The following is a 26,965-nucleotide window of genomic DNA, read 5'->3' as shown; positions in this document are numbered from 1 at the left end:
CGGTGGATTCCCCGCTATCGGAGCGCGATCGTGGCGGTTTCGGCGTTCGTTCCGTCCGGCGTGTCGCCGGTTCCGGGCGTCGCGGCGGCGGCGTGGAACACCCGGCAGCGTCGCAGGACGTCGGCGCGGTCGGCGGGTTCGGGGATGGTGTCGTCGATCTGGCGTTCGATCATCGCGGCCTGCTCGATCAGTACCCGGCGGCGCTCGGGATCCGGGTTGCTGTCGGAGATCCGGGCCAGCGCGTCGAGCAGCCGGATCATCACCGCCGGATCGCCGCGACCGGCCTGGCGGATCTTCTCGAAGGCCCGCTGCACGAGCCGCTCGTAACTGACCTGGGACGCGATCACCCGGACCCGCCCGAACCGGTCCCGCCGCACCGGCGCCGGATCCCAGGCCACGGCGATCCGGGCCAGACATTCGCCGAGCCAGTCGATACAGGTCAGCACCGTGAAGATGTCGTTGGTGGACGAGCCCAGCGCCCGCAGCGCGATCTCCACCAGCTGATCGATCCCGAACGAGATGTCCTGCACCAGACTGCGGGTCGAGCCCGTGACATGCCCGCGGACGAAGTTCTCCGCGATCCGGTCGACCGCCTCGGCGGGCCAGACCGTCGCCACCACCTGCCCCTCGGCGAGGAAATGCCCGGGGCGATAGGGCAATCGGATGACCGCGTCGGCGTCGGCCGCCAGCCGGACCAAGCGCTCGTACCGGATGTACTGCAGATATCCGCTGCTGGTGGTGCGCACCTCACCGCCGGATTCGGCGAGCAGGGCGAGCAGTTCGTCGGTCGAGGGCCCACGCTCGGCGGTCGTGGGGGTCAGATCGCGGTTGGCGTCGACGGCGACGTTGACATCGCGGGCGATATCGGCGATCACGTTCGGCAGCTGGATCTGCATCGCGATGTGGTTGATGAAGTAGATCAGCACGGCCAGATCCAGCACCAGCGACGCGATGGACACCGTGACCCCGATGTGCGGCACGAAGTCCGGCCCGAGCACCACCAGCACCGCGATCGCGTACACGAAGGTGGCGACGAAGGTGCCCAGGGTGATCTGGGTGCCGCGATCGCGGATGAAGTTGCGCAACATGCGCGGACCGAACTGGGTGGAGGCGAGGGTCAGCGCCACGATCGTGATCGAGAAGACCACGCCGACCACGGTGATGATCGCGGCCGCGATCGCGGTGAGCACCTGACGCGCCGCGTCCGGGGTGCCGCCGATCACCCACGAGGGGATCCGGAACGCGCCGTGCGAGGCCGCGCGGTCCAGGCTCAGGGTGATCGTGAAGATCAGCACCCCGACCAGGACCTCGAGGGTGGGTACGAACCAGAGGTTGGTACGCAGGCGTTCCCGCCAGCGATCGGCCTCCCACCAGATGCCGCGCACAACCGTCTCCCTCCGACCTGCCCTCCGGATCATCCGGGCACGTCGGCTGAGAATCTACCGCCGTCGCGCGCCGCGCACCGGCCGAAGACCGACCGGGCGGTCGCATCCGGTCGCGGCTCGCCTCGGCCGCACGCGCCCTCAGGCCGATTTTCGATGCGGCGGTCCCACCAGTGGCGAAACCCGCACCACGTCCGCGCGTCGCTCGACCGGGGTCACCCGGGCGAGGGCGACCGGAACCGGGGTCGGGTGCCGGATCCCGAGTGGTCCGGAGGTGTGTTCGGCCTGGCCGAGTGCACCGGTCGCGGGCGTGGACAAGGGCGGCTCGGGTGCGCGGTGCACGAGTCGTGGGGTGGTCGGTGCGCGCAGGGCAGCGGTCATCGCATCGAATCGCCGCAGGTACGGGGTGGCGGCCCAGCCCGCGAGCAGCATGAGGACGGCGCCGGCGATGCCGTCGAGGAGGTAGTGGTTGGCGGTGCCCATCACGACGAGCAGGATCAGCATCGGATAGGCCGCGCCGAGTGCGCGCACCCAGGGTCGCCGGGCGTGGCGGAGGATCATCAGCCCGCACCACACGGCCCAGCCGACGTGCAGGCTGGGCATGGCGGCGAAATCGTTGGTCATCGAATCGAGTGCGCGCGGCGCGCTGGTGTCGGCCCACCAGCCGACCGCCGCGTGCTGGGACATGACATCGATGTACTCGCCGGTGGTGAGCAGCCTCGGCGGCATGGTCGGGAACAGGACGAATCCGGCCAGCCCGGTGACCGTCGCCAGCGCCAGTTGGGTGCGGCCGTGCCGGTAGGCGGTGCGATGCGCGCGCCACAGCCAGATCAGCACCGCCGCGGTCATCACGTAGTGCAGCGTCGCGTAGAGGTAGTCGGCCGGAACGCCGAGCCAGGAGTGCGTGGCGAACAGCCGGTTCAGCCACTGCTCGGGGTGCAGGCGCACCAGGTTCTCGAGCCGCAGCACCGTGTGCGCGTCCTGTTCGGCGGCGTCGGCACCGCCGCGGACCAGGTACCGGGTGCCGTCGTAGGCGGCGTAGAGCGCCAGCACCAGACCGGCCTCGGCGAGATGTACGCGATACCTGGTCAGGGAGGACCGGTTGAGCACGATCATTGCGCCGACCTCCACTTCGAGTGCCGCGTACGATGTACCGTACGCAGTACGGAGCAACATTACCAGCAGACTGTTACCGGACCGCAACCCATCCGTTCCGAGGAGCACGTCGTGACCCCACCCGCCGAATCGCGCCGCCGGGCACCGCGCAACACGCTCAGCGCCGACCGGATCGTCGACGTGGCGCTGCATCTGCTCGACACCACGACGGCGGAGGAACTGTCCATGCGCACGCTCGCCGCCGAGCTCGGCGTGGGCACGATGACCCTGTACACCTACTTCCGCAGCAAGGACGAGATCCTCCAGGCGGCCCGCGACCGGGTGCTCGACAGCTTCCATCCGCCGACGGTCGAGGGCGACTGGGAGGAGCAGGTCCGCGCCTGCTGTACGGCGCTGTACGGGTTGCTGGTCGAGCGCCCCGCGGTGATGCGGGTGCTCGCCACCGGTATGCACGGTGACGACGAGTTCGCCGATACCGCCACGGCCGCACTGGAATTCATCGTGCGGCAACTGCGGGACGCGGGCCTGGACCGCGACCGCACCGCGCGTGGCTATGTGGTGTTGTTGCAGTACACCTTCGGCGCGGCGCTGGGCCGGGTGCGTGCCGCCACCCACGAGCCCGGCGCGATGCCCCGGCTGTCGCCGCAGGCGCATCCGATGATCGCCGACCTGGCGCCGGAACTGATCCGGGTCCGGACCTGCGGCGTCGACCAGTACCTGTTCGGCCTGAACCTGCTGCTCACCGGCCTGCGCGAATCCGCCGCGGCCACAACCGATCCCGGCTGACCTGCCGCGCCGCCCCGGCGCGAATCCGCAGCGGCCACAACGGATCCCGGCTGATCCGGCGGCACCGGAGGCGCGAATCCGCCGCGGTCACCCGACCCGACGGACCCGGTCACTGCCGACCGGGCCGGTGGTCGGCGTCCGGGAATGCCGCGCCGCCCGATGCGAGAATCGCGGTATGCCGGAACTGACGCTCGTGCGCGGGGACATCACCGAACAGCAGGTGGATGCCGTGGTGAATGCGGCGAATTCGGGTCTGCTCGGCGGGGGCGGGGTGGATGGCGCGATCCATCGCAAGGGCGGCCCCGACATCCTCGCCGCCTGCCGGGAACTGCGGGCCGCGGACCTCCGCGACGGCCTGCCGACCGGCCGCGCGGTGGCCACCACCGCCGGAAAGCTGCCTGCCCGCTGGGTGATCCACACCGTCGGACCGGTCTGGTCGGCGCGCGAGGACCGTTCGGCACTGCTGGCCTCCTGCTATCGCGAATCCCTGCGCATCGCAGACGAACTGGGAGCGCGGACGGTCGCCTTCCCGGCGATCTCGACCGGGATCTACGGCTGGCCGATCGACGACGGCGCCCGGATCGCGGTCGAGACGGTCCGGACCGCCGAAACCGGGGTCGTCGAGGCACGTTTCGTACTCTTCACCCCGGATGCCCACCGGGCCTTCGCTTCCGAGTTGCGGGCCTGAAATCGCCCGGCGCACAGTGGTCGGGCGGCGGAGCCGATCCCGCCGTGTCGGTGGTCCGGACGGGCCGCCCGCTCCGCTAGACTTCGAACAACTGTTCGCGAACTCGACAGGGGTGCTTACGTGCGGGTGATGGGTGTCGACCCCGGGCTCACCCGGTGCGGCGTGAGCATCGTCGACGGCGCGCTGGGGCGTCAGGTCACGGCGGTCGCGGTCGACGTGATCCGCACACCTCCGGAAATGGCGCTGCCGCAACGACTACTGCTCGTCGCCGACGCGGCCGAGGAGTGGATGGACCGGCACCGGCCGGAGGCGGTCGCCATCGAGCGGGTGTTCTCCCAGCACAACGTCCGCACGGCGATGGCCACCGCGCAGGCCGGCGGCGTCATCGCGCTCGCGGCGGCCCGGCGGGAGATCCCGGTCGCCTTCCACACCCCCAGCCAGGTGAAGGCCGCCGTCACCGGTAACGGCTCCGCGGACAAGGCCCAGGTGACCGCGATGGTGACGCGCATCCTAGGCTTGGCGACCGCGCCGAAACCCGCCGATGCGGCCGACGCCCTCGCGCTGGCGATCTGCCACTGCTGGCGGGCGCCGATGCTGGATCGGATGGCGAAGGCCGAGGCCCAGGCCGCGGCGGCGCAGCGCAAATACCTGGAACGGGTGGATCGGCAACGGAAGGCGGTGCTGGGGTGATCGCGTCGGTACGCGGTGAGGTGCTCGAGATCGGGCTCGACCATGTGGTGCTCGAGGCCGCCGGTGTCGGCTACCGGCTCAACGCCACACCCGCGACCCTGGCCGCACTCACCCGCGGCGAGGAGGCGCGGCTCTACACCGCGATGATCGTCCGCGAGGATTCGATGACGCTGTTCGGTTTCGCCGACACCGAGGCGCGCGATCTGTTCGGCCTGTTGCAGACCGTCTCCGGTGTCGGCCCCCGGCTGGCGATGGCGGTGCTCGCGGTACTCGAACCGGAGTCGTTGCGAAAGGCATTGGCGGAGGGCAACATCGGCGCGCTGACCCGGGTGCCGGGCATCGGCAAGCGTGGCGCCGAGCGCATGGTGGTCGAACTGCGCGACAAGGTGAATCTCGTTCCGGTGCAATCGGGTCCGCCGGGTGCGGGGCCCGCGGCGGTCGTCACGCCGGTGCGCGATCAGGTAGTGGAGGCGCTCATCGGGCTGGGATTCCCGGTGCGGCAGGCGGAACCGGCGGTCGACGCGGTGCTCACGGAGGATCCGGATCTGGGCACCTCGAAGGCACTGCGGGCCGCACTGGGCCTGCTCGGCAAGAATCGGTAGTCCGCCGTGACCGCACCCGACGACCACGACCTGCCCGGCGACCTCGGCGACGAGGACGAATCACCGGTCACCCCGGCCTATCTCAACTCCGACGGCGAGGTCGAGGCGGGCCTGCGCCCGAAGTCGCTGGACGACTTCATCGGTCAGCCGCGGGTCCGCGAACAGCTCGCGCTGGTGCTGCGCGGCGCGAAACTCCGGGGCGGGACCCCGGATCACGTACTGCTGTCCGGCCCACCGGGATTGGGCAAGACCAGTATGGCGATGATCATCGCCGGCGAACTCGGCTCCGCCTTGCGGATCACCTCGGGCCCGGCGCTGGAGCGCGCGGGCGATCTGGCGGCCATGCTGAGCAATCTGGTCGAGGGCGACGTGCTGTTCATCGACGAGATCCACCGCATGGCCCGCCCCGCGGAGGAGATGCTGTACCTCGCGATGGAGGACTTCCGGGTCGACGTGGTGGTCGGCAAGGGGCCGGGGGCGACCTCGATCCCGCTGGAGATCGCGCCGTTCACCCTGGTCGGGGCGACCACCCGGTCCGGCGCGCTGACCGGTCCGCTGCGCGATCGGTTCGGCTTCACCGGTCACATGGACTTCTACGAACCCGACGAACTACGGCACATCCTGCTGCGCTCGGCGCGCATCCTCGACATCCGCATCGATGCCGAGGCCGCCGCCGAGATCGCCGGCCGCTCCCGCGGCACGCCGCGCATCGCGAACCGGCTGCTGCGCCGGGTCCGCGACTACGCCGAGGTCCGCGCCGACGGCCGGGTCACCCGGGAGATCGCGGGCGCCGCGCTGGCCGTGTACGACGTGGACGGCCTCGGGCTGGACCGGCTGGACCGCGCGGTCCTCGGGGCGCTGGTGCGCGGCTTCGGCGGCGGCCCGGTCGGGGTGTCGACGCTGGCCGTCGCGGTGGGGGAGGAGGCGACCACCGTCGAGGAGGTGTGCGAGCCGTTCCTGGTGCGGGCCGGCATGATCGCCCGCACCCCGCGCGGCCGGGTCGCCACGGCCGCGGCCTGGGAACATCTGGGCCTGGTACCGCCGCCGGATCTGGTGTTCGGCTCGATCGAGGTCCGCGGCCGCGAACCGCATCCCACCCTGGATCTGTTCGACGGCACGTAGCGGCGTCGGCCGCGCGGCTCGGACCGCGCGGCCGGTGCGCTCACGCCGCCGACAACGCCCGCAATACGACCTCGAGGAACGCGTCGACCTCGTCGATGCGGTAGGCGGCGGTACCCGCATGGGCCAGGCCGAAATTCACGGTGCGGACATCGGCGCCGGTCAGCCCGTTGGGGCCGATGTGGGCCAGCGTCGCGGCGACCCGATCCAGGAATACGTCGACCTCGTCGGCGGCGTATCCGGCATGCCCGAACGGCGGTCCGGAGAACTGCGTGCGCTGCACGTCGGCGGGGGTCAGCACCGTCCGGTCGTCCGGTGGCCGGGCCGTGCCGCGCCGCGCGAATTCCAGTTCCGCACAGGCCTGATCGAGGAATTCGTCGACCTCGTCGCGGTCGTATCCGCGATGGCCCAGCGGCGCGGTCCGGAATTCGACACCGCGAATCGTGGCGGTGGACAGGCCGGCGTACCCGCCGAGCGCCCGGGCCACCGATTCCAGGAACGCGTCCACCTCGGCGGCGTCGTAGCCGCGATGCCCGATCGGCGCCCGGCCGAACCGCATCCGTCGCACTTCGTGGGGATTCACCGGCCTATTGTCGCAACCGATCGGCCGGACGCGGGCCGGCCGGGCCGGTTTCCGCCCATTGCCCGGCGGGGCCGGTGCAGAATAATGTGTCATCCTGTAACGGATACTTTGAGTAGCGGGGAGGTTCGTCGTGGCACCTCAGTACGATGCGATCGTGGTCGGCGCCGGATTCGGCGGGATGGGCGCCGGTATCCAGCTGGACCGGCTCGGCCTGCGCGATTACCTGATCCTGGAACGGGAGGACGACCTCGGCGGGACCTGGCACGTCAACCGCTATCCCGGTCTGGCCGTGGACATCGCCTCGGTCACCTACTCGTATTCCTTCGAACCGAATCCGTACTGGTCGCGGCTGTTCGCGCCCGGCGCGGAGCTGAAGCGCTACGCCGGGCACGTCGCGGACAAGTACGACCTGCGCCGGCGGATGCGGTTCGGCCGCAGCGTCTCCGGCGCGCGCTGGGACGAGGAACAGCAGCACTGGGTGGTCACCGTCGACGAGCCGGCCACCGGCGGCACGCAGACCCTCACCGCCCGGTACCTGCTCACCGCGACCGGCTTCCTGTCCCAGCCCTACACCCCGGCGTTCCCGGGTATCGACGCCTTCCGCGGCCGGATCCTGCACACCACCGCGTGGGACGACGACTACGACCTGCGCGATCGCCGCGCCGCGATCATCGGCACCGGCGCGACGGCGGTACAGCTGGTGCCGGAGGTGGCCGAGCGGGCCGCCGCGCTGACCGTCTTCCAGCGCACCCCGATCTGGGTGGTGCCGAAGGTCGACACCGCGATTCCCGGAACCGTGCAGCGGCTGTTCGCGCGGGTGCCGGTCACCCAGAAGGCCGCCCGGCTGGTCAACACCGGTGCGCTGGAACTGCTGATGGTGACCGGGGTGTTGCACTTCAAGCAGGCCCGGCTCGGCAACCGCGCCGCCGCGCTGCTGGCGAAGGCGCATCTGCGCGCGCAGGTCCGCGACGCGGAGACCCGCCGCAAGCTCACCCCGCACTACGACTTCGGATGTAAGCGGCCCACCTTCTCCAACACCTACTTCCGGACCTTCAACGAGCCGCACGTGCGACTGGAGACCGGCGCCATCGACCACCTGGAGGCCGACGGCATCGTCACCGCCGACGGGCGCAAGACGGAGATCGACACGCTGATCCTCGCCACCGGATTCAACCTGTGGGACGTCAACTTCCCCGCCTTCGAGATCATCGGCCGCGAGGGGGTGAACCTCGGAAAGTTCTGGCGCGACAGCCGATTCCAGGCGTACGAGGGCATCACGATCCCGCGGTTCCCGAACTTCCTGTCGCTGAACAGCCCGTATTCGTACAGCGGCCTGTCGTACTTCACGACCATCGAGGCGCAGATGAAGCATATGGGCCGGTTGTTCGGGGAGTTGTCCCGGCGCGGCGAGCGGGTCTTCGAGGTCACCGAGGCGGCCAACACGCGCTTCCTCGACCGGGTGACCGCCAAACTGGATTCCTCGGTGTTCTACGCGGGCAGTTGTGCCACCGCGCGCAGCTACTACTTCAACCAGCACGGCGAGGCGGCCCTGCTGCGTCCGAACAGCACGGTCACCACCCATCGCGAGGCGGTGAGCTTCCCGCTCGACGACTACACCTACGGTCGCGGCGCCGCCTGACGATTCCGGACCGCCGTCCGGGATCGGACGAAACGGGTGCGAACGCCCCGACCACCGACAATTCTGCGGACTCCAGGCGTGCGAATGTGGCAGGACCCGTAGTAGCTGGCAGACTGTGGGGGTACGCACCCAGACCACCCCAGAGACTAGGGACCGACGACGACGATGGAACTGCTGTTTCCGCTGCTACTGGTAGCCCTGCTCGTGCCGATGTTTCTCGGCGTCCGCCGCCAGAAGCGCGAAGCGGAGAAGGTCAACACCATGCAGGCAGCCCTGAAGGTCGGCGACCGCGTCACCACCACGTCGGGGCTGTTGGGCACCGTGGTCGAGGCCGACGACACCACGGTCGACCTGGAGATCGCGGAGGACGTCGTCACCACCTGGCTGCGCGCCGCGGTCCGTGACGTCCGCACCGAGGACACCGCCACGGTGACCGACGCCGACGAGCCGATCGACGAGGAGTCCGCGGTGACTCCCGAGATCGACGCGGTGGCCGACGACACCACGGAATCCGCCGGCGGCACCGCCACGGAGTCCACCGGCGGCACCGCCGCGGAATCCACCAACGGCACCGCCGCGCACACGACCAACGGCACGACCGCGACCAACGGCACCGGCGGGTCCGCCGAGGGTGCCGGGTCGGGCGATGCGGCCGAGGACCCCACCCGGCTGACCAAGGACTGATCCGCGACAGCGCCGGCGCACCCCTCCCGAGTGGTGTGACGGCGCTGTAGCGTGTCCGCAGTTCCACCGACGACCCGCCTAGGAGAAACGACTGTGCCACCTTCCAAGGGACAGGGGCATCCGCTGCGACTGATCGGCGTCTACGCGGCGCTCGTGGCGTTGATCTATGCGCTGATCTTCTTCACTGCGGACAAGTCTCCGCAGGCCAAGCTCGGCATCGACCTGCAGGGCGGCACCCGTGTCACCCTCACCGCGCGCACCCCCGACGGGGGTAAGCCGAGCCAGGACAGCCTGAAGAAGGCCCAGCAGATCATCGAGTCCCGGGTCAACGGTCTCGGCGTCTCCGGGTCGGAGGTTCGGGTCGACGGCGACAACGTGGTGATCACGGTGCCCGGCGCGGACGGCGCGCAGGCCAAGTCGCTCGCCACCACCGCCAAGCTGTACGTCCGGCCGGTCCTACAGTCCGGCGCGGCCCAGCGTGGCGCGGCCGGTACCGCACCGCAGCAGCAGACCCCGCCGCAGCAGCAGGCTCCCGTACCGGCCACCGACGCACCCGTCCCGGGGGCGGCCCCGCCGGCGGATCCGCTCGCGCCGCCGCCGGGCGAACAGCCCGCCCCGGCCGCGGCGCCCGTCCCGGCCCCGCCGGTCGCCGGTCCGGCGCCCACCGAGGCGGTCCCCGACGACAGCGCCGGGCCCGCGGCACAGAACCGGGTGTTCCCGGCCCAGGCCCCCGAACCGGTTCCGGCGCCGGAGGAACCCGTTCCCGCGCCCGCCCCGGCGGCGAGCACCGCGCCCGTCCCCGCCCCGGCCACCGGCGCCCCGGTCACCTCGACGCCGGCCCCCGCGCCGGCCGGTGATCTGAGCCCGCAGCAGCGCGCGCAGAAGGAGATCGCCGACGCGAAGACGTTGCGGCAGAGCACCGATCCGCAGATCCAGGCGCTGGCGATGCAGTCGCTGGACTGCAGCAAGCCGGATCCGCTGGCGGGCAACGACGATCCGAATCTGCCGCTGGTCGCCTGCTCGACCGACGGCACCGGCGTGTACCTGCTCGACAAGAGCAAGCTCGACGGCCAGGAGATCGACGGCGCCACCGCGAATCTGAACCAGCAGTCGTCGCAGTGGGTCGTCGACGTGACCTTCAAGTCCGGCGGCGCCAAGACCTGGGGTCAGCTGACCTCGGACTACTACCAGAAGCAGCTGGCGTTCACCCTGGACTCGCAGGTGGTCAGCGCGCCGCAGGTGCAGGCGGCCGGTCAGGTCGGCGGTAACACCGAGATCTCCGGCAAGTTCAGTCAGACCCAGGCCAAGGAACTGGCCAACACGCTGAAGTACGGCTCGCTGCCGCTGTCGTTCGCGACCTCGGAGGCCGAGACGGTCTCGGCCACCCTGGGCCTGTCGTCGCTGCACGCCGGCCTGATCGCGGGTGGTATCGGCCTGATCGCGGTGCTGCTGTACTGCCTCGCCTACTACCGGATGCTCGGCTTCCTGGCCGGATTCTCGCTCGTCGCTTCGGGTTTCGCGGTGTACGGGATCATCGTGCTGCTGGGCCGGTGGATCCACTTCACGCTGGATCTCGCCGGTATCGCGGGTCTGATCATCGGTATCGGTATGACCGCCGACTCGTTCGTGGTGTTCTTCGAACGCATCAAGGACGAGATGCGCGAGGGCCGCAGCTTCCGTTCGGCGGTGCCGCGCGGCTGGGCACGCGCGCAGCGCACCAACCTCTCGGGTAAGACGGTCAGCCTGATCGCCTCCGTGGTCCTCTACATCCTGGCCGCCGGACAGGTGAAGGGCTTCGCGTTCACCCTCGGCCTGACCACCGTCCTCGACGTGATCGTGCTCTATCTGGTCACCGCGCCGCTGATGATGATGGCCTCGCGGGCGCCGTTCTTCGCGAAGCCCTCGGTCAACGGTCTCGGCGCCGTGCAGCAGATCGCCCGCGAACGCAAGGTCGGCGCCCGCGTGCCGGCGGGGAAGGAAGCGTAATGAGCAACTCCACTCCGGTCCTCGACGACGCCGCGGTCGACGAACCGATCGAGGAGGGGCCGCATCACGGCTTCTTCGAGCGGCTCTACACCGGCACCGGCGGATTCCGGATCGTCAGCCGGCGCCGGTTCTACTACGCGCTGGCGGCGGCGCTGCTGGCAATCTCGCTGCTGAGCATCGGCCTGCGCTGGTTCACCCTCGGCATCGACTTCGTCGGCGGCACCCGCATCCAGATGCCGACCAACGGCACGGTCACCACCTCGCAGGTGGAGGACGTCTACGCGCAGGCCATCGGCCACAAGCCGGTCGCCACCCAGCGGGTCGGCGCGGGATCCGCCGCGGCGATCGAGATCCGTTCCGACACCCTGACCGGGGACCAGCCGCAGAAGGTGCAGGACGCGCTGTTCTCGGCCTTCCACCCGAAGGACGGCAGCGGCACGGTGAGCCGCAACACGATCAGCATCGCCGAGATCAGCTCCACCTGGGGTGGTGAGGTCACGCGGAAGGCGCTCATCGCGCTGGTCGTATTCGTACTGCTGACCATGATCTACATCTCGATCCGGTTCGAGCGCGACATGGCCTTCGCCTCGATCGCCTCGCTGTTCTTCAACCTGATCATCATCGCGGGCATCTATTCGCTGGTCGGGTTCGAGGTCACCCCGGCGGCGGTGATCGGCCTGCTGACCATCCTCGGCTTCGTGCTGTACGACAACGTGGTCGTCTTCGACAAGGTCGAGGAGAACACCCGCGGCGTCCTGCATCTGACCCGGCGCACCTACGGTGAGCAGGCCAACCTGGCGGCCAACCAGACGCTGATGCGGTCGATCAACACCACGATCATCGGTGTGCTGCCGATCGTCTCGATGCTGGTGATCGCGGTGTGGCTGCTCGGCGTGGGCACGCTGAAGGATCTGGCGCTGGTACAGCTGGTGGGCATGATCGTCGGCGCCTACACGTCGATCTTCTTCGCGGTGCCGCTGCTGGTTTCGATCAAGGAGCGCTACGGCCCGGTCGCCAAGCACACCAGGCGGGTGCTGTCGAGGCGGGCCGACGTCGCCAACGCGCGGATCGGCGCACTGGCCGCCGAGCGCGCCACCGCGGCCAGCGCTCGTGCCCGCGAGGCGGCCGCCGCCGCCGACGCGCCCGCCGTGCCGAGACCCGGTGCGAGGCCCAGCGGGAAGCGGACCAAGAGAAGGAACTGAGCGATGGGGTGGGGGCGGCGAGCGCGCCGTACGAGTCGCCGGGTGTGGGCGGTACTGGCGGCGGGCGCGCTCGCCGCCGGGCTGCTCGCCGGATGTGCCGGCAAGAATCAGGTGCCCTCCATCGGTTACGCGGTGGACGCGCTGCCCGCCAGCTACAACGGCGGCAGCACGCTGGGTGCGAGCGGCGGTGCGGCGGCGTTGTTCCCGCGCGTGCTGACCGGTTTCTACTACACGGGCCCGGACGGGCAGCTGATCGCCGACACCGACTACGGCACCGCCAAACAGGTGCCCGGCGATTCCCAGACCATCCAGTACCGGCTCAATCCGGACGGTGTCTACTCCGACGGTGTGCCGACCAGCTGTGACGACATGGTGCTGGAATGGGCCGCGCGCAGCGGCCGGTTCACCCGGCCCGGCGGCGCCCCGATGTTCGATGCCGCCAGCACCGCGGGCTATTCCGATATCGAGCGGGTGGACTGCCAGCCCGGCGCCAAGAGCGCGACGGTGACCTTCCGGCCCGAACGGCACTTCCTGGCCTGGCAGACGCTGTTCACCGCCGCCGATCTGATGCCCGCGCACGTGGCCGCCCAGGCGGCCGGGGTCCCGGATGTGGTGAAGTCCGTGCAGAGCGGCGATCAGGCGGTGCTCGAGAAGCTCGCCCAGTTCTGGAATTCGGGCTGGGAGCTGAAACAGGGCGCGGCCGATCCGAAGGTGTTCCCCTCCTCGGGCCCCTATCGGATCGAATCCGTCAGCGACACCGACGGCATCGTGCTGGTGAAGAACGACCGCTGGTGGGGTAATGCGGCCCGCACGCCGCGAATCGTGTTGCTGCCGAAGAACATCGATCTGCGCAAGAAGCTGGCCGACAAGGCGGTCGCGGTCGTCGACGTCGGCGCCGATTCGGTGAAAGACCTGAGCCTGAGCGGATTCTCGGCCCAGCAGGTGCCCAGCCGCGGCGCCGAGCAGCTGGTGCTGTCGACCAGCGGCCTGTTCGCCTCGGCCGACGCGCGGCGCGGATTCGCGCTGTGCGTGCCGCGACAGTCGTTGTACGACAAGCTCGGTCACCCGGGCTTCGACGTGAAATCCGGCCTCGGCGCCGGACCGCTCAATTCCCGTCTCGTGCAACCGGATTCGCTCTACTACCCGATCGTGACCGGTGCGGCCGACAAGTACCGCAACGGCGACGCGGCCGCCGCCGGCCAGTCCCGGGCGCTGGGCGCGAATCCGACCGTGCGCATCGGCTATCTGGCTCCCGACGACCGCCGCGCGCAGACGGTGGCGATGATCGCCGACGCCTGCAAGGCCGCGGGGATCACCGTGGTCGACGCGGGCGCACCGGATTTCACGCCGACCGAACTCGGCGACAAGGTGGACGCGGTCCTCGGCGGCACCGCGGGTGCGCCCGGTCCGTCCGGATCGCTGACGGGAGTGGGTGCCACGGTGTCGCTGCACAGTGGTCAGGGCCTCAATTTCGGCCATTACAGTAACGGCCGGTACGATTCGCTCACCGATCAGCTTGCGGCGGATGACTTTTCGGCGGACGTACTCGGTGCGGACGCCGAAGCCGAGAATCTGCTGTGGACCGACATGCCGTCGGTACCATTGTTCGCCACGCCACGCACCGTCGCCTTCGGTGCCGGCCTGGTGAACGGGATCGTGAGCCCCACCAAGGCCGGTGCGGGCTGGAACATGGACCGCTGGGTGTTGCAGCGGTGAGCACTTGGGATGAGGAGTGGGTGCGGATGAGCAAACACACGATGACGGAGACGGCGGAAACCGCCGGGGAACGGTCCATCCGGGCCGCGGCGGCCGTCGAGCGGCTGACCCGCTGGCACGACGACTTCCCGACCCCCGGTGTGCGTTTCGCCGATCTGACACCGGTTTTCGCGGATGCCGTCGGATTCCACGCGGTGATCGACCATCTCGGCGATGTCGCCGGTGACGCGGATCTGGTGGCCGGGATCGACGCCCGCGGTTTCCTGCTCGGCGCGGGTGTGGCGGCCGTTCGCGGCACGGGCGTGGTGGCGGTGCGCAAGGCGGGTAAGCTACCGCCGCCGGTGATTTCGCGCGAATACACCCTGGAATACGGTTCCGCGGCGCTGGAGATCCCGGCGAACGGGATCGATCTGGCGGGCCGGCGGGTGCTGCTGCTGGACGATGTGCTGGCCACCGGCGGGACGCTGGCCGCGGCGGCCGAACTGTTCGCGGCGGCGGGTGCGCAGGTGGTGGCCGCGGCGGTGGTGCTGGAGCTGAGTTTCCTCGGCGGCCGGGAGCGGCAGGGTGACTATCCCGTGATATCGATCGTCCGCCAGTAGGTACTACTGGTTGTCGTATTACATGTTCGACAGTAAGCTCGGTTCGTCATGAACCGGATCACCGTAGGACTCGGGTGTGCGGTCGGCGCGATTCTCGTCGTCGGTGCCGCGACGGCATCGGCGGCGCCCGCGGCCGCCATGCACGGCGGTCATACCGTGACGGCACACGTGACCGGCGAGAAAGCCGGTCACGTGTGCCGTATCGCGGGGGCAGGTCTCGATATGTCGTGGCAGCCGGTAGGTGCCGACGGCACGGTCGATCTCGACACCGGCCCCGTGAGTGGGGGCCGTCACGAGGCCAGGGTGGTCTGCGAGGATCCGACACTGGGTGATGCGTCGGTGCGCACGGTCGGCCACGAGGACGACGTGTTCACCGGGCACTGGGCACCGGCCTTCGAATTCCTCCACCACCACCGGCTGGAGTTCCTCACTCCGCGCGAACACTGAGCGCGATCGCACCGAGTCGGTCGGAATCGGCCGGTTAGATGCGAGCCACCAGTCGTGCGATGATGCCGGTCACGACCAACCAGAAGATCGCGGCCAGACCGTAGTTGAGGATGATGTTCAGGTCGGCGTTGTCCAATGTGAACAACCCCGGGAAGAACAGTGCCAGCGGTTCGGCCAGCGATTTGATGAAACGGAAGAATCCGTTGCCCTGATTCGCGTGCAGCAGCAGCATCAGGATGTAGACGGCTTCGACGAGTGCGAAGATTCCACCGACGGCGCTCACGATCCCCGCAGCAGTGGCGGGCCCGCGATATGTGTAGCGTGTGCTCATATCCGTAGCTTGCCCGCGCGCAATCCCCTGAAACGGGCCGATTTCATTGTGCCGGGCGTGTTTCCGCGCGTCGTTCCCGGACTCCGGCGATATCGCGCCGAACGGATCGGACGCGGTTCCCAGCACCGAGAATGCCGGATAGTAGGCAGTGCTCCGAACCGCTTCCGAAGAACGGATTGACAGCATGACTGACACCTTTCATGCCGACACGGATGCTGCGCACGAGGCCGCGGTGGCCTTCGACCAGGGCGTCCAGAACGCCTGGGGCGTCTTCCAGTCGGCTGTCGGAGAACTGCGGAACTCCGTCACGGGCTCGGCCGCGAGTCCGATCGACGACGCGGTGCTCGGCCAATTGTCCGCGGTGATCCCGGCGTTGAACGGCGCCGCCTACGCACCACCGTCGGACTACGGGTCGGGTTATGCCGACGTGGTGCGCGGCGTGGGCGACCATATGGCGGAGATTGACGAGCAGGCCGGCCGCGCGATCACGCACGCGCCGACCGAGGCGCCGCCGCGCCGGCAGTCCGCGTACGAGACCCCCGAGGGCACCCAGGCGATGCTGGACCTGGCCATCATGGGCTCCGGCTCGGTCGTCTGACGAGCGTCCAGCCGTGCCGGAACCCGGACAGGGCCCGTACTGGTCGCTGATCGTCGGGGACAACTGGCCCCAGCGGCAGTGGGAACATCTGGCGTCGTCGGTACGCTCCGCGGCCGATGCCTTCGACCACGGCCCCGCGGAGCAGGCATGCCGCCGCTTCGACGAGGCCGTGACGTCCAGCCGTGGCCTGACGTCGATCCGGCAGGCGATGGACACCCGCACCGCCGATCTGCACGACCTCGGCGGCGCCCTGTACGCGCTGACGGAGATGCTCGACAACTTCGTCGACATCACCGCCCGCACCCGGCACAAGATTCTCGACCTGCACGACGAGGCGGTCCGGCGGATCGACGCCGTGACCGCCGCCCGGCAACGCCAGCAGACCCCCGGCGCCGGCCGCAACCCCGTCGACAGCCGCTCCGAGATCGACGCCATCGTCGAGGAGATCCGCGACCAGGTCCAGCGCGTGGCGCGCAGTTCCGCCACCGCGGTGTCGGACGCGGCCCGCCCGCACGCCGACCGATTCGACCAACTGCTGCGCCGCTGGGACCCGCACAGCACCGCCCCGCCGGCCGGGTCGTCCGGCGCGCCGAACGATGCCCGGTCCACGACCTCCGCACCGGCCTCGGACACCGGTGGCCCGTCCGCCGACGTGACCGCGCCCGCCGCCGGGCCGCCCGCCGACGCCGCCCCCGCCGCCGCAGCGTTCGACGGAACTGTCGCGCCCCCCGAGGTCGCCGCCCCGAGCGATACGTCCACACCCGGCAATCCCGTATTCCCCGGCAGCAGCACCGATTTCGCTGCCCCCGCCGCCCCGGCGGCAGTCCCGGGCACCGCCGCGGCCTCTCCCGCCGCATCGGCAGTGGCGACCGCGGGCCTGTCGGGCCTCGAGAGTGCCGCCGTGAGCGCGATGGCCGGCCTCGGCGCGGCATCCAACGCCACGATGGCCGTCTCGCGCCGGGCACCCGGCGGAGTCGCCGACCCCCGCCCCGGCATCGCCGGATTCGACGGCATCGTGACACCCGAATCGGCCGGGCCGCCCGGCGACACCGACCTGGTCGGCGGCGCGGTCGCCACCCCGGACAACGCAGCCGCCCAAGTGTTCTCGCCACTGGCGGGCAACGCGGCCCAGACATCCCGCGGTGCCCCCGACGAGCCCGCCCCCGGCCCGAAGGCGGGGACAGGCGAACGCCGGACCACTCCCGACGACCGCGCCGACGCACGGAAGCCGGACGCCGCGCCGCAAGGCGCCAGCACCACCGGAAACCGTTCCGGCACCACCGGAAACCGTTCCGGCGCAACGGCACCGGACGCGCCACGGCCCGGAAATGACCAGCGGCCCGGAAGCGACCGGCAGACCGAAAGTAGCGAGCAGTCCGGCCGTGGCGAGCAGTCCGGCCGTGGCGAGCAGGCTGGACGTGGCGAGCAGCCCGTGGGCGGTCGGCACGGTGGAAGTGACCGGCAGGCTAGGAGCGGCGGGCAGGTAGGAGATGGCCAGCAGGTAGGAAGTGGCCGGCAGGTAGGAAGTGGCCAGCGGCCCGAAAGCCGCGAGCGGGCTGGGAGCGGCGAGCGGGCTGGGAGCGGCGAGCGGGTCGAATCCGCTGGACGCCGTGCCGCAGAAGATCATTCCGGCGCACGCGCGGGGGACGCGGCGCAACCGGATTCCGACCACCGCGCCGATGCCCGCGACGCCACGGAGAAACGTTCCGGCGCAAGGATATCCGCGAGCGCGGAGCAGCAGCGGCGGGTGGGCGCAGGCCGAGAACGTGCGAGTGTCGACCGGCCCGCTCCGGATGTGTCGCCGAATGCCCAGCGGCGGAACGGATCCGGAGGACGTGTGTCGACCGGCGATCGGTCCGGACAGGACGGTCGCAACTGGGTGTCGGCGACGAGCCGGACGAACGCCGCGGACACCCCTCCCGCCGATGACTCCGACAGTCCGGTCACGCCATGGACACGGGCGGTCACCGTGAATCGGCGCCGCGCGGACGGACCCGGCGGACCTGCGGGAAGGACGCGCGCGATGCCGGAGCAGTGGGCACCGTCGCCCGCCCATTCCGACCAGAACGCGCCCCGCGACTCACCGCCGCGCTCGGCCGCCGAACGCCTGTCCTCGGTCGGTGCCGAAACCGACCGAGACACTCCGTCAGCGAACGGCTGATCGGTCCATCGGAGAACGGCCGACCGGCCGCCCAGGCACCGTCGATCACGTCGTCAGCGAGCGGTTGATCGCCTCGCCAGGAACGCTCGGTGGCGTCGTCGGCGAGCAGTTGGCCGGTCCGTCGGCGAGGGGTTGGCCGTGTCGTCGGCGGCCAATTCGGCCGATCCGCCGGGCGAGCGGTCGACTGCGTCGTCGGCGAGCAATTCGGCCGATCGGCCGCGTGAACGGTCGACTGCGTCGTCGGCGCACGATTGACCGGTCCGCCGGGCAAGTGATTGATGCCAGCGCGCGATCGACCGATCGGCCGGATTGAACTGGTTGATTGCGTCGTCGGCGAACGATTGATCGCTCCGCCGGGTGAGCGGTTGGCCGCGTCGTTAGCGCGCGATCGACCGATCGGCCGGGTTGAACCAGGTGAACGCATCGCCAACGCACGATTGGCCGGTCCGCCGGGCGCGGCACGCGCGGATTCGGGTGTCGCAGGACCGGCTCAGACCGTGATCACGATCTTCCCGTGGGTGTGGCGGTCGGACTGGAGTGCGACGGCGTCGGCGATCTTCTCCAGGGGGAAGGTTGCGGCGATCGGGACGGTGAGGTCGCCTCGGCGGATCGCGTCGGTGATCCGCAGGAGGTCGTCGGGGCCGGCTTGGCTGCCGCCGGTGGCGCGTACGCCGCCGGGTGGGTTCGGGCCCGCGGCGATGGTGGCGATGCGTTCGGGTGAAATGCCCAGTGCGAGAGCGGTTTCGGCGGTTTCGATGCCGAACAGGTCGGCGGCGGCGGTGATGCCGGTGGGGGCCAGTTCCCGGACGCGGTCGGCGAGGCCCGGTCCGTAGGTGACGGGTTCGGCGCCCAGGTCGCGCAGGAAGCCGGCGGTGGCCGCACCGGCGGTGCCGATCACGCGGGCCCCGGCGAGCTTCGCCAGTTGTACGGCGAAGATTCCCACGCCGCCGGCCGCGCCGCCGATGAGGACGGTGTCGCCGGGCCGCAGGCCGATCGCGGTGAGTACGGCGGCGGCGGTCAGCCCGGCGACCGGCAGGGTCGTTGCCACCTCGTCGGTGATGCCGTCCGGGGTGCGGAATACGGCATCGGGCCGGGCGGGCGGGATCGGGACGACGATGTGGTCGGCGGCGGCCCTCGCCATCGCACCGCCGAACACTCGGGTGCCGACGGTGAATTCGTCTGTGCCGGTGCCGATCTCGTCGACCACCCCGGCGAAGTCGAAGCCGTATCCGGCCGGGAGGGTGACGCCGAACGCTGCGGCGGCCTGCGGGTTCGAGGCGATGATCCAGTCCATCGGGTTCAGGCCGACGGCCGTCACGCGGATCCGGATCTCGCCCGGTCCGGCGTGCGGCTCGGGCACCTCACGCAGGTGCAGGACTTCGGGACCGCCGAAGGTTTCGTAGACGACGGCTCGGCTCATGAGGGACCTCCGGATCGGGACCGCCAGTTACGGTACTTGGTCCCATCACCCTACACGCGGCGGCGGATCACCGGCCCGTACCCTCGTGATACTTCCGGGCCTGGAAGGTGTCGAACCGGATGTGCTCGTAACTGCCCATCGAACCCGCGACGGTGTGCACCGGCATTTCGGTGTAGGCGAAATGGCCGCCGTCGAAGTAGTCGGCGCTGTCGGGAACGAAGGTCTTCGTCATCTGCGGACCCTGGCCGGGCGCGCAGGTCACGGTGATCCGGCCGGGGATCGTGTACTGCTGGTAGGGCGCGGTGGTGTCGCCGTACATGGATCGGCCCCACCGGTAGTCGTCGAACCGCACGTCGACGCGGTCGCAGATCCGGATGTCGCCCGGCCGGCCGTCGACCATATAGCCGCGGAACACCCCGGTCGAGTCGATGATGCCCTGGAATTCGCTGTAGCCGCCGTCGGGTTCGAAGGTGTGCACCCATTCCCAGCCACCCCAGGCGGTTTCGGGATGGACCTGCGAATCGGCCACGGCGGGGAAGTTCATGCGCCAGTACTGGGCCCGCCAGCCGTTCAGGTCGTAGATCCGGTCGCCGAGGCGGGCCGTGCCGGTGACCCGGCTGTTGGCCACCGGGGCGATATTGGTGGCCTCGAGCTGTCCGCTCGGGCCGAAATAGGGCCCGTACGAGCCCGGTACGACCTCGTCCACCGCGAAATCGGCGGCGGCGGCCGCACTTTCGGCCCGGACCTGCCAGCCGTTCGATTCCGGGGAATGGTCGACGGTGTAGTTGTCGCCCCGCAGCCCGGGTCGCCCGTCGATCCGCACGGTCTCCCGGGTCGCGCCGCCGGGCAACCCGTGCGCGAGGTCGAGAATGCCGTTGCCGAACGGGAATCCGGCCTGCTGCGCGTTCTCCTCGTCCAGCAGCAGCCAGGTGATCTCGCCGCTCTGCCCGATCGCGCGCGGCTGCTGCCAGCCTGCCTCGACCTCCAGCAGGATCAGCGAGCGCGCCGGATCGTGCGGATCCTCGAGCAGCCACCAGGAGGCGACGAGATCACCGTTGTTCGCCTCGAGATTCGAATCCTCCGGGATCGCCACGCGCAGTGGATGTCCCGCGGGCTGATGCCCGGCGCTGTCGTAGGCGCGGGGTTCGTACTTTGCCATTCCGGGATGGGCCCGTCCGCGCTCGCGACCGGTGTGGCGGTGACGCAGGCCAGGGTCAGGACGGTCGCGCCGAGCACGGCGAGGGGGGAGCGGGCACGGGTCATCGCGGTGGTACTTCCGTTTCTGCACAAGGGATTTCGGGCACGATGGATCACGGCATACGGGCCGGTGCGATGGTGTCGAACATATTGGGCAGTCCGGCCCGGAACAGCGCGTCGTCCTGCTCGCGCAGCGCGCGCAGTTCCGGCGGCGGACCGGTACCGGGCAGGGCAGCCGGGGGCGCGTCCACCCCGGACCGTTCCAGCAGTGCGTTGGTGGCGACCTTCGCCGAATAGGCGGCCGATTCCATGCAATCCAGTCCGAACGGCGTCGCGGTGTGCCCGCCGACCAGGAACAGATTGGGAATCGCGCGGGCCTGCCCGGGGAAATACCGGGTGGTGCCGGGTGCGGAGGCGGTGCGCTGATCCGGCACGGTCCAGCCGCGGGCATCCCAGTTCAGGGTGGGATGCGGCCGCCAGCCGACGAAATTGTCTCCGGCGAAAAGCTTTTCGCCGCCCGGGAAGCCCTCGACGAGTTGCCGGCGGATCTCGGCGAAGGCCTCGTCGTGGCCGAGATCCTTGATCGGCTTGCGATATGTCGGGCCCGGCGAGTCGTAATAGGGATGGTTGTTGAACTCCACCGACATCATCCCGCGGGCCCGGCCGTCGCCGTACTCGCGCAGGTCCAGGTCCCAGATCTCCGACAGCCCGACCACGGTGAGCAGCCAGTCGTCGTCGACGTCGCGGTTGGTGACCTGGCCGCCGAGGGTGCCGAGCGGATCGCGGAAGAACAGCTCGAAGCCGGATTCCACCGACAGGTCCAGCCGGTCGATATCGGCCAGGCCGGGATCCGCGGCGCGCAGCGCCGGGCCGAGCAGGGGCGCGAGCCGGTCCGGCGGCATCGCCAGCACGAACCAGTCCGCGTCCACCCGCAACGTCGCGCCCTGTTCGTCCACCACCGTGGCGCCGGCGATCCGGCCGCCGTCGACGCCGAGTTCGGTGAGGGTGCGCCGGGTGTGGAAGGCGGCGCCCAGGCTCTCCAGATGGCGGGCCCACGGGTCGAACCACACCTCGGTCTCCGGGCCGTTCATCAGGATTCCGCCCGTCCGGCCGGGTGGGAGCCGGCCGGCGGCCAGATTCATGTTCTGATCGACCAGGGAGGTGAGCAGGGTCAGCGCGTTCAGGCCGCGAGTGGGGGAGTCGGTGGAGGTGGTCTGGCACAGATCGCGGATCAGGGTGTGCGCGGTCGGCGACAGCCGATCCGACCGGAAGAACCCGTTCTCCAGGTCGATGAATTCCAGCTGCCCGGCCCGGCGCAGGTCACCGCTGGTGATCCAGGCGGCGACCTTACCGGCCAGCAGCTCGGCGTCGGTGGGCCACACCCCGGCCCGTGCTGCGAGCACGCCCTGGACCGAGTGCAGCACCTGGTCCAGGGAGAAGTCCCGCAGCCGGTCCGGCGAGGCCGGTACACCCAGGCCGAGCAGGGCGCCGTCGAGACCGATCCCGCCGCCTGTCATCTCGTGCGAGGACACCGTCAGCCGGTCGATCACCTGCCGCCCGTCCCCGGTCGGTATGCGCCGCAACAGATCCGGCATCGCCGCGTAGCCGGGCAGGAAGAAGTGACCCCCGCAGGTGTTGGGCAGCGAGGGCCGGCCGTCGGTGCCGCCGCCGGGCGTCACGAAGGACCGCACACCGCCGCCGAGCCGGTCCAGTCGTTCGTATACGTCGACCCGAAAACCACGTTCCGCCAACTCGTGTGCCACGCTCATGCCGCCGGGACCGGCCCCGAACACCGCCACCCGGCGTCCGGTGGGTGCGACGGCCGCTCGGCCGGGAGCGACGGCCGGGACGGTGGCGGCCGCAGCCAGAGTGCCCATCCCGCACAGCATCCGGCGTCGGGATATCCGGTGATCGTTCGATCCGGACGGTCGCATCGGCGTTCCCCGCATGTAGAGAGTCTGTTTGCGCAGACGATCTGTGACGGCGGCCCGCCGTGTCAAGATCGGAAATCCGAAAATCACTCGGCTGGAGGGGAAACGACGAAGAATTCATCCGGCGGAAACGATGTCGATCATGTCGATGTAAACAAGAATTCCGCTGTCGTGTGGTGTGGAGCACGTTCGTCCACCGGTCGGAACGGCACCTTGCGCGACAGTTCGGCATCATGTTCGTACCGATGTATCGATCGATATATATTCCGGCACAGAGTATTTCATTTCGATCGAGCGAAAATGACTCGCTGCCAGTATGTTTCGTCCGCTCCCGAATCGCGACGCCGGTGCCGCAGTGACGGGACCGAGTGCCCTATCCTGGGCGAATGGCCCGCTGGCAACCGAACGCATCCGATCGACTCGTGCTGGCCGCGCTCGAGTTGTTCGAGGAGCGCGGTTACGAGGCGACCACGGTGGTCGGGATCGCGGAACGCGCGGGGCTGACCAAGAGCACCTTCTTCCGGCACTTCCCGGACAAGCGGGAGGTGCTGTTCGGCGGGGACACGATGGCCGGGATGCTCGCCGCCGGCGTCATCGCGGCGCCGTCGGACGCCACGCCCTCGGCGGCGATCGCACACGCGCTGGACGCCGTGGGACGCGAGGTGTTCACCGCCGAGCGCCGCGAATTCGGTGCGCGCCGCCAAGCGGTGATCGACGCCGCTCCCGAACTGCGGGAACGGGAGGCGCTCAAGGGCCTCGGGCTCACCGCCGCGATGCGGGAGGCCCTGGAACGCCGCGGCGTCGCGGCCCTGACCGCGCGCGTGGCGGCCGAACTGGGCGCGCTCGCCTTGACGATCGGCTACGAGCGATGGATCCGCGGGGCGGACGAGGACGGCTTCGGCGTCGTCGCGCGCCGGGCACTCGAGGACCTCCGCGAGGCCGGCGCCGCCTGCTGAGGCTGCCAACGGAAAAAGTGAGCACTGCTCTTGACGAGACGCTCCCGTGGGTGCAGACTTGGTTACAGACAGAGAGCATCGCTCTCAAAAGTGAGGAGTAGTCATGAACGCCGCCGGCACCCGCTACATCGGCCCCACCGGATTCGATCCGATCTTCAACAAGGTCGCCAACTGGCTGCCCCGGCTCGGAATCAGCGTCGCGGGGTCGCGGCTGCTGGCCGTACGCGGCCGCAAATCCGGCGAATGGCGCACCACCATGGTGAACCTGCTGGTCGACGCGGATGGCGTGCGCTATCTGGTCGCCCCGCGCGGCAACACCCAGTGGGTGCGCAACCTCCGCGCCGCCGGATCGGGCGAGTTGCGGCTGGGCCGCTCCACCGAGACCTTCACCGCTGTCGAGGTCGCCGACGCCGACAAGGTGCCGGTGCTGCGGCTGTACCTGCAGAAATGGGGCTGGGAGGTCGGCCGCTTCTTCGAGGGCGTCACCAAGGACGCCACCGACACGGAACTGACCGATATCGCACCCGGTTTCCCGGTGTTCCGGATCGCCTGAGCGGTACCCGGCGAATCAATGGTGTTGCGGCCGTCGCGGTCCGGCTGCCAGGCTGTCCGGATGACCGGACCCGAGCCGGATCGGCGGATCCGCGTGGCCACCGCCTCCGACGCCACCACCGTCGCCACCCTGCTGGACGATTTCAATCGCGAATTCGACACGCCCACACCGGGAGTCGAGATCCTCGCGGCACGCCTGCGCCGCACCCTGGCCGGTGGTGACCTGGTCGCCCTGCTCGGCGGCGACCCGGCCACCGGCGTCGCGATCCTCTCCTTCCGCCCCGCCGTATGGGCCGACGGCCCGGTGGCCCTGCTGGAGGAGTTGTACGTGCGTCCCGCCCTGCGCGGCCGCCGCATCGGCCACGCCCTATTGGAAGCCGCATGCGACCTGGCCCGCACTCGTGGCGCCGAGGAACTACAGATCAACGTCGACGGCGAGGACACCGACGCCCGCCGTTTCTACGAGGCCCACGACTTCCGGCACACCGAACCCGAAGCCGCCGAACCGATGTACTTCTACTACCGCGAACTCACCGGCCCCACCGTGTGAGCGTGGTCCACGCGATCACCCGCGCGGGGCGTACATGATCACCGCGACACCGGCCAGGCAGAGGGCCACGCCGATCAGGTCGAACCGGTCCGGGCGGAATTTGTCCGCGATCATCCCCCAGGCCAGCGATCCGGCCACGAAGATGCCGCCATACGCGGCGAGGATCCGGCCGAAATGGGCGTCGGGCTGGAAGGTCGCCACGAACCCGTACGCACCGAGCGCGACGATCCCCGCCACGATCCACAGCACGCCGCGATGCTCGCGCCACCCCTGCCACACCAGCCACGCACCGCCGATCTCGGCCACGGCCGCGAGCGCGAACAGCGACAGCGAGCGCAGAACGGTCATGACGCCGGACATTAGCGGATCCCGTCCGTCTCGCACACTGTGAAGGCCGGTGAAACAAGGATCTGTGGGTGCGGCCCGGGACATGAGCACGACGAGGCGACCTGGGGCAGCATTTCGCGGGTACCGATCGGTATGCCCTGGACCGGACGCTGGGCACGAGCCGGTCCCGGCGGCGCCGGTGGTGCGGCGGCCGACCGGTAGAGCTGCTCTATAGTGCGAATTCGTGGCCGCCGGTCACGGCGGGTACCGGAACCGCGCGGTCGCGAAAGCGCGCCGCGGTGGCGGTGGCTCGGGCGAATGTCGGTGAAAGGGCCTGCGCGTGACGCACATTCGGGTGGCAGTGGTCGGATACGGTCTGGCCGGCGCGGTGTTCCATGCGCCGCTGATCGCCGCCGAGCCGCGGATGCGGGTGGCGGCGGTGGTGACCTCTTCGGCCGAGCGCGCGGCGGCGGCGCGGCGCGAGTATCCGGACGTGTGGGTGGCGGCGTCGGTGGGGGAGTTGCTCGCCGATCCGGGCCGGATCGATCTGGTGGTGGTCGCCACTCCCAACAAGACCCACGCGCCGATCGCCGAGCAGGCGATCGCGGCCGGACTGCCCGTGGTGGTGGACAAGCCGTTCGCGGTCACCACCGCCGAGGCGCGCGAGTTGATCGCGGCCGCCGAGCGGGCCGGCGTGGCACTGTCGGTGTTCCAGAATCGCCGCTGGGACAGCGACTTCCGCACCGTCCGCCGGCTGGTCGAGGAGGGGAGCCTGGGCGAGGTGCGGCGATTCGAATCCCGGATGGAGCGGTGGCGCCCGGCGGTGAAGGGCGGCTGGCGCGAGGTCGGCTCCGCCGCGGACGGCGCGGGCTATCTCTACGACCTCGGCAGTCACCTGGTGGATCAGGCGCTCACCCTGTTCGGGCCCGTCACCGACGTCTACTGCGAGCTGGATCGCCGCCGTCCCGGGGTGGCGGCCGACGACGACGCCTTCCTCGCGCTCACCCATGCCGGTGGGGTGCGATCCCATCTGTGGATGAGTGCCGTTGCGGGACAAGCGGGTCCGCGATTCCGGGTATTGGGCTCCGAAAGCGCCTATGTCGTAGAGGGACTCGATCCGCAGGAGGCCGATCTGCGCGCCGGTCGCCGGCCCGGTGACGGAAAGCCTTGGGGCACGGTCGAACCCGAACAGTGGGGGCGGCTCGGTACCGAGGACGGCGCCGAGCCGGTCCGCACCGAATCCGGCGACTACCCGGCCTTCTACCGCGCGATGGCCGCCACCCTGCGCGACGGCGCCCCCGTCCCGGTCGATCCCCGCGACGCACTCGACACCCTGACGGTGCTCGAGACCGCGCGCGAGCGGGCTCGGTGAACCCGAATCACCCGCAGCAGAACGGGTTGTCGCACGGATCGCCGATCTCGCTGCCGTAGGCGACGAACGACCGGATCGGTGTGAGGATCCGTCCGGTCGTGACGGTGTCCAGGGTCGTGGCGGATCGGTCGGCGGGTTCGCCCCAGGTCGGGGGTGCGTCGTCGATGTCGAGGGCCCGTTCCCCGTCGATGAACAGGGTCCACAGCGGGTGATCGGGAAAGCAGTTGATCCGCAGCACCCACCAGTGGCCGTCGACGAGGGCGGCGCTGGGGAAGTTCGGGTCCCCGGTGCGCCGCCACCGGGGACGCGCGTGCAGCGCCGGGTGCGACAT

At 70.2% G+C, this 26,965-nt stretch carries 26 protein-coding genes and 1 pseudogene; 18 read left to right on the top strand and 9 right to left on the bottom strand.

Annotation, left to right across the window (positions count from 1 at the left end; genetic code table 11):
• Nucleotides 1-14: 14 nt before the first annotated feature.
• Together G361_RS0110955 and G361_RS48220 are read right to left on the bottom strand one after the other, a co-directional pair.
• The gene (locus G361_RS0110955) at nt 15-1,385 is read right to left on the bottom strand and encodes a DUF2254 domain-containing protein (RefSeq protein ID WP_019927124.1); all 1,371 of its coding nucleotides are present in this window, start codon (nt 1,383-1,385) and stop codon (nt 15-17) included.
• A gap of 138 nt (nt 1,386-1,523) precedes the next feature.
• Nucleotides 1,524-2,498: a phosphatase PAP2 family protein gene (locus G361_RS48220; RefSeq protein ID WP_196814457.1), complete on the bottom strand. Its 975-nt coding sequence runs from the start codon at nt 2,496-2,498 to the stop codon at nt 1,524-1,526.
• 111 nt (nt 2,499-2,609) lie between these two features.
• On the opposite strand from G361_RS48220, the gene G361_RS49315 reads away from it, so the two are divergent.
• From G361_RS49315 to ruvB, 5 genes are all read left to right on the top strand, one after another.
• A complete protein-coding gene (locus G361_RS49315) occupies nt 2,610-3,284 on the top strand; it encodes a TetR/AcrR family transcriptional regulator (RefSeq protein ID WP_019927123.1) in 675 nt (224 codons plus the stop codon).
• 175 nt (nt 3,285-3,459) lie between these two features.
• Entirely contained in the window at nt 3,460-3,972 is a 513-nt protein-coding gene (locus G361_RS0110935; protein ID WP_026342917.1) for an O-acetyl-ADP-ribose deacetylase, read from the top strand.
• Between the two features lie 120 nt (nt 3,973-4,092).
• The gene (gene ruvC, locus G361_RS0110930; RefSeq protein WP_019927121.1) at nt 4,093-4,662 is read left to right on the top strand and encodes a crossover junction endodeoxyribonuclease RuvC; all 570 of its coding nucleotides are present in this window, start codon (nt 4,093-4,095) and stop codon (nt 4,660-4,662) included.
• Nucleotides 4,659-5,264, top strand: a complete 606-nt coding sequence (ruvA, locus tag G361_RS0110925; RefSeq protein ID WP_019927120.1) for a Holliday junction branch migration protein RuvA — start codon at nt 4,659-4,661, stop codon at nt 5,262-5,264. The genes ruvC and ruvA overlap by 4 nt, the downstream gene beginning before the upstream one ends.
• Nucleotides 5,265-5,270: 6 nt before the next feature.
• Nucleotides 5,271-6,386 (top strand): Holliday junction branch migration DNA helicase RuvB, encoded by a 1,116-nt coding sequence (ruvB, locus tag G361_RS0110920; protein ID WP_019927119.1) that lies wholly within the window; start codon nt 5,271-5,273, stop codon nt 6,384-6,386.
• 40 nt (nt 6,387-6,426) lie between these two features.
• Here ruvB and G361_RS51595 read toward each other — a convergent pair whose 3' ends face one another.
• Nucleotides 6,427-6,966 (bottom strand): DivIVA domain-containing protein, encoded by a 540-nt coding sequence (locus tag G361_RS51595; RefSeq protein ID WP_019927118.1) that lies wholly within the window; start codon nt 6,964-6,966, stop codon nt 6,427-6,429.
• Nucleotides 6,967-7,096: 130 nt separating this feature from the next.
• Here G361_RS51595 and G361_RS0110910 point away from each other — a divergent pair, with 130 nt between their 5' ends.
• From G361_RS0110910 to G361_RS0110880, 7 genes and pseudogenes are all read left to right on the top strand, one after another.
• Complete coding sequence (locus G361_RS0110910) at nt 7,097-8,605, top strand: NAD(P)/FAD-dependent oxidoreductase (protein WP_019927117.1); 1,509 nt, start codon at nt 7,097-7,099, stop codon at nt 8,603-8,605.
• A 165-nt stretch (nt 8,606-8,770) separates the two neighbouring features.
• Nucleotides 8,771-9,109 (top strand): annotated as a pseudogene (gene yajC / locus G361_RS50865) (preprotein translocase subunit YajC); the annotation flags it as partial.
• 273 nt (nt 9,110-9,382) lie between these two features.
• Nucleotides 9,383-11,275 (top strand): protein translocase subunit SecD, encoded by a 1,893-nt coding sequence (gene secD, locus G361_RS0110900; RefSeq protein WP_019927115.1) that lies wholly within the window; start codon nt 9,383-9,385, stop codon nt 11,273-11,275.
• Nucleotides 11,275-12,477 carry a protein translocase subunit SecF gene (gene secF, locus G361_RS0110895; protein ID WP_019927114.1) on the top strand — a complete coding sequence of 401 codons (1,203 nt, stop codon included), beginning with the start codon at nt 11,275-11,277 and terminating at the stop codon, nt 12,475-12,477. The genes secD and secF overlap by 1 nt, the downstream gene beginning before the upstream one ends.
• Before the next feature lie 3 nt (nt 12,478-12,480).
• Nucleotides 12,481-14,193, top strand: a complete 1,713-nt coding sequence (locus G361_RS0110890; protein WP_026342915.1) for an ABC transporter substrate-binding protein — start codon at nt 12,481-12,483, stop codon at nt 14,191-14,193.
• A gap of 26 nt (nt 14,194-14,219) precedes the next feature.
• Nucleotides 14,220-14,792: an adenine phosphoribosyltransferase gene (locus tag G361_RS0110885; RefSeq protein WP_026342914.1), complete on the top strand. Its 573-nt coding sequence runs from the start codon at nt 14,220-14,222 to the stop codon at nt 14,790-14,792.
• A 48-nt stretch (nt 14,793-14,840) separates the two neighbouring features.
• On the top strand, nt 14,841-15,239 hold the full coding sequence (locus G361_RS0110880) for a hypothetical protein (protein WP_019927111.1): 399 nt from the start codon (nt 14,841-14,843) through the stop codon (nt 15,237-15,239).
• A 34-nt stretch (nt 15,240-15,273) separates the two neighbouring features.
• On the opposite strand, the gene G361_RS0110875 is transcribed toward G361_RS0110880, so the two are convergent.
• The gene (locus tag G361_RS0110875; protein ID WP_052172772.1) at nt 15,274-15,570 is read right to left on the bottom strand and encodes a hypothetical protein; all 297 of its coding nucleotides are present in this window, start codon (nt 15,568-15,570) and stop codon (nt 15,274-15,276) included.
• A 184-nt stretch (nt 15,571-15,754) separates the two neighbouring features.
• On the opposite strand from G361_RS0110875, the gene G361_RS0110870 reads away from it, so the two are divergent.
• On the top strand, nt 15,755-16,168 hold the full coding sequence (locus tag G361_RS0110870) for a hypothetical protein (protein WP_019927109.1): 414 nt from the start codon (nt 15,755-15,757) through the stop codon (nt 16,166-16,168).
• 13 nt (nt 16,169-16,181) lie between these two features.
• Nucleotides 16,182-18,329, top strand: coding sequence for a hypothetical protein (locus G361_RS0110865; protein WP_026342912.1), 2,148 nt, complete (start codon nt 16,182-16,184; stop codon nt 18,327-18,329).
• Nucleotides 18,330-18,819: 490 nt separating this feature from the next.
• Here G361_RS0110865 and G361_RS0110860 read toward each other — a convergent pair whose 3' ends face one another.
• The 3 genes from G361_RS0110860 to G361_RS0110850 form a co-directional block, all read right to left on the bottom strand.
• Nucleotides 18,820-19,749, bottom strand: a complete 930-nt coding sequence (locus tag G361_RS0110860) for an NADP-dependent oxidoreductase (RefSeq protein ID WP_019927108.1) — start codon at nt 19,747-19,749, stop codon at nt 18,820-18,822.
• Between the two features lie 67 nt (nt 19,750-19,816).
• The gene (locus G361_RS0110855; protein WP_019927107.1) at nt 19,817-20,908 is read right to left on the bottom strand and encodes a hypothetical protein; all 1,092 of its coding nucleotides are present in this window, start codon (nt 20,906-20,908) and stop codon (nt 19,817-19,819) included.
• A 151-nt stretch (nt 20,909-21,059) separates the two neighbouring features.
• Nucleotides 21,060-22,823 carry an FAD-dependent oxidoreductase gene (locus G361_RS0110850; RefSeq protein WP_196814456.1) on the bottom strand — a complete coding sequence of 588 codons (1,764 nt, stop codon included), beginning with the start codon at nt 22,821-22,823 and terminating at the stop codon, nt 21,060-21,062.
• Nucleotides 22,824-23,263: 440 nt separating this feature from the next.
• Here G361_RS0110850 and G361_RS0110845 point away from each other — a divergent pair, with 440 nt between their 5' ends.
• From G361_RS0110845 to G361_RS0110835, 3 genes are all read left to right on the top strand, one after another.
• Nucleotides 23,264-23,833, top strand: coding sequence for a TetR/AcrR family transcriptional regulator (locus G361_RS0110845; protein WP_019927105.1), 570 nt, complete (start codon nt 23,264-23,266; stop codon nt 23,831-23,833).
• 103 nt (nt 23,834-23,936) lie between these two features.
• On the top strand, nt 23,937-24,386 hold the full coding sequence (locus G361_RS0110840) for a nitroreductase family deazaflavin-dependent oxidoreductase (protein WP_019927104.1): 450 nt from the start codon (nt 23,937-23,939) through the stop codon (nt 24,384-24,386).
• Nucleotides 24,387-24,446: 60 nt separating this feature from the next.
• Nucleotides 24,447-24,935 (top strand): GNAT family N-acetyltransferase, encoded by a 489-nt coding sequence (locus G361_RS0110835; protein WP_036494903.1) that lies wholly within the window; start codon nt 24,447-24,449, stop codon nt 24,933-24,935.
• A gap of 15 nt (nt 24,936-24,950) precedes the next feature.
• On the opposite strand, the gene G361_RS0110830 is transcribed toward G361_RS0110835, so the two are convergent.
• Complete coding sequence (locus tag G361_RS0110830; RefSeq protein ID WP_026342911.1) at nt 24,951-25,283, bottom strand: YnfA family protein; 333 nt, start codon at nt 25,281-25,283, stop codon at nt 24,951-24,953.
• A 319-nt stretch (nt 25,284-25,602) separates the two neighbouring features.
• On the opposite strand from G361_RS0110830, the gene G361_RS0110825 reads away from it, so the two are divergent.
• Nucleotides 25,603-26,634, top strand: a complete 1,032-nt coding sequence (locus tag G361_RS0110825) for a Gfo/Idh/MocA family oxidoreductase (RefSeq protein ID WP_019927101.1) — start codon at nt 25,603-25,605, stop codon at nt 26,632-26,634.
• 7 nt (nt 26,635-26,641) lie between these two features.
• Here G361_RS0110825 and G361_RS0110820 read toward each other — a convergent pair whose 3' ends face one another.
• Nucleotides 26,642-26,965, bottom strand: a complete 324-nt coding sequence (locus G361_RS0110820; RefSeq protein ID WP_019927100.1) for a hypothetical protein — start codon at nt 26,963-26,965, stop codon at nt 26,642-26,644.

Source organism: Nocardia sp. BMG111209, assembly GCF_000381925.1.
Classification (GTDB): Bacteria; Actinomycetota; Actinomycetes; order Mycobacteriales; family Mycobacteriaceae; genus Nocardia.
This window is presented reverse-complemented; position numbering and strand designations above follow the sequence as displayed.

Coding starts and splice junctions, on each gene's coding strand:
- G361_RS48220 (WP_196814457.1), bottom strand. CDS start 2,498: ATGATCGTGCTCAACCGGTCCTCCCTGACCAGGTATCGCGTACATCTC.
- G361_RS0110935 (WP_026342917.1), top strand. CDS start 3,460: ATGCCGGAACTGACGCTCGTGCGCGGGGACATCACCGAACAGCAGGTG.
- secF (WP_019927114.1), top strand. CDS start 11,275: ATGAGCAACTCCACTCCGGTCCTCGACGACGCCGCGGTCGACGAACCG.
- G361_RS0110890 (WP_026342915.1), top strand. CDS start 12,481: ATGGGGTGGGGGCGGCGAGCGCGCCGTACGAGTCGCCGGGTGTGGGCG.
- G361_RS0110885 (WP_026342914.1), top strand. CDS start 14,220: ATGAGCAAACACACGATGACGGAGACGGCGGAAACCGCCGGGGAACGG.
- G361_RS0110880 (WP_019927111.1), top strand. CDS start 14,841: ATGAACCGGATCACCGTAGGACTCGGGTGTGCGGTCGGCGCGATTCTC.
- G361_RS0110875 (WP_052172772.1), bottom strand. CDS start 15,570: ATGAGCACACGCTACACATATCGCGGGCCCGCCACTGCTGCGGGGATC.
- G361_RS0110870 (WP_019927109.1), top strand. CDS start 15,755: ATGACTGACACCTTTCATGCCGACACGGATGCTGCGCACGAGGCCGCG.
- G361_RS0110860 (WP_019927108.1), bottom strand. CDS start 19,749: ATGAGCCGAGCCGTCGTCTACGAAACCTTCGGCGGTCCCGAAGTCCTG.
- G361_RS0110855 (WP_019927107.1), bottom strand. CDS start 20,908: ATGGCAAAGTACGAACCCCGCGCCTACGACAGCGCCGGGCATCAGCCC.
- G361_RS0110850 (WP_196814456.1), bottom strand. CDS start 22,823: ATGGGCACTCTGGCTGCGGCCGCCACCGTCCCGGCCGTCGCTCCCGGC.
- G361_RS0110845 (WP_019927105.1), top strand. CDS start 23,264: ATGGCCCGCTGGCAACCGAACGCATCCGATCGACTCGTGCTGGCCGCG.
- G361_RS0110840 (WP_019927104.1), top strand. CDS start 23,937: ATGAACGCCGCCGGCACCCGCTACATCGGCCCCACCGGATTCGATCCG.
- G361_RS0110835 (WP_036494903.1), top strand. CDS start 24,447: ATGACCGGACCCGAGCCGGATCGGCGGATCCGCGTGGCCACCGCCTCC.
- G361_RS0110830 (WP_026342911.1), bottom strand. CDS start 25,283: ATGACCGTTCTGCGCTCGCTGTCGCTGTTCGCGCTCGCGGCCGTGGCC.
- G361_RS0110820 (WP_019927100.1), bottom strand. CDS start 26,965: ATGTCGCACCCGGCGCTGCACGCGCGTCCCCGGTGGCGGCGCACCGGG.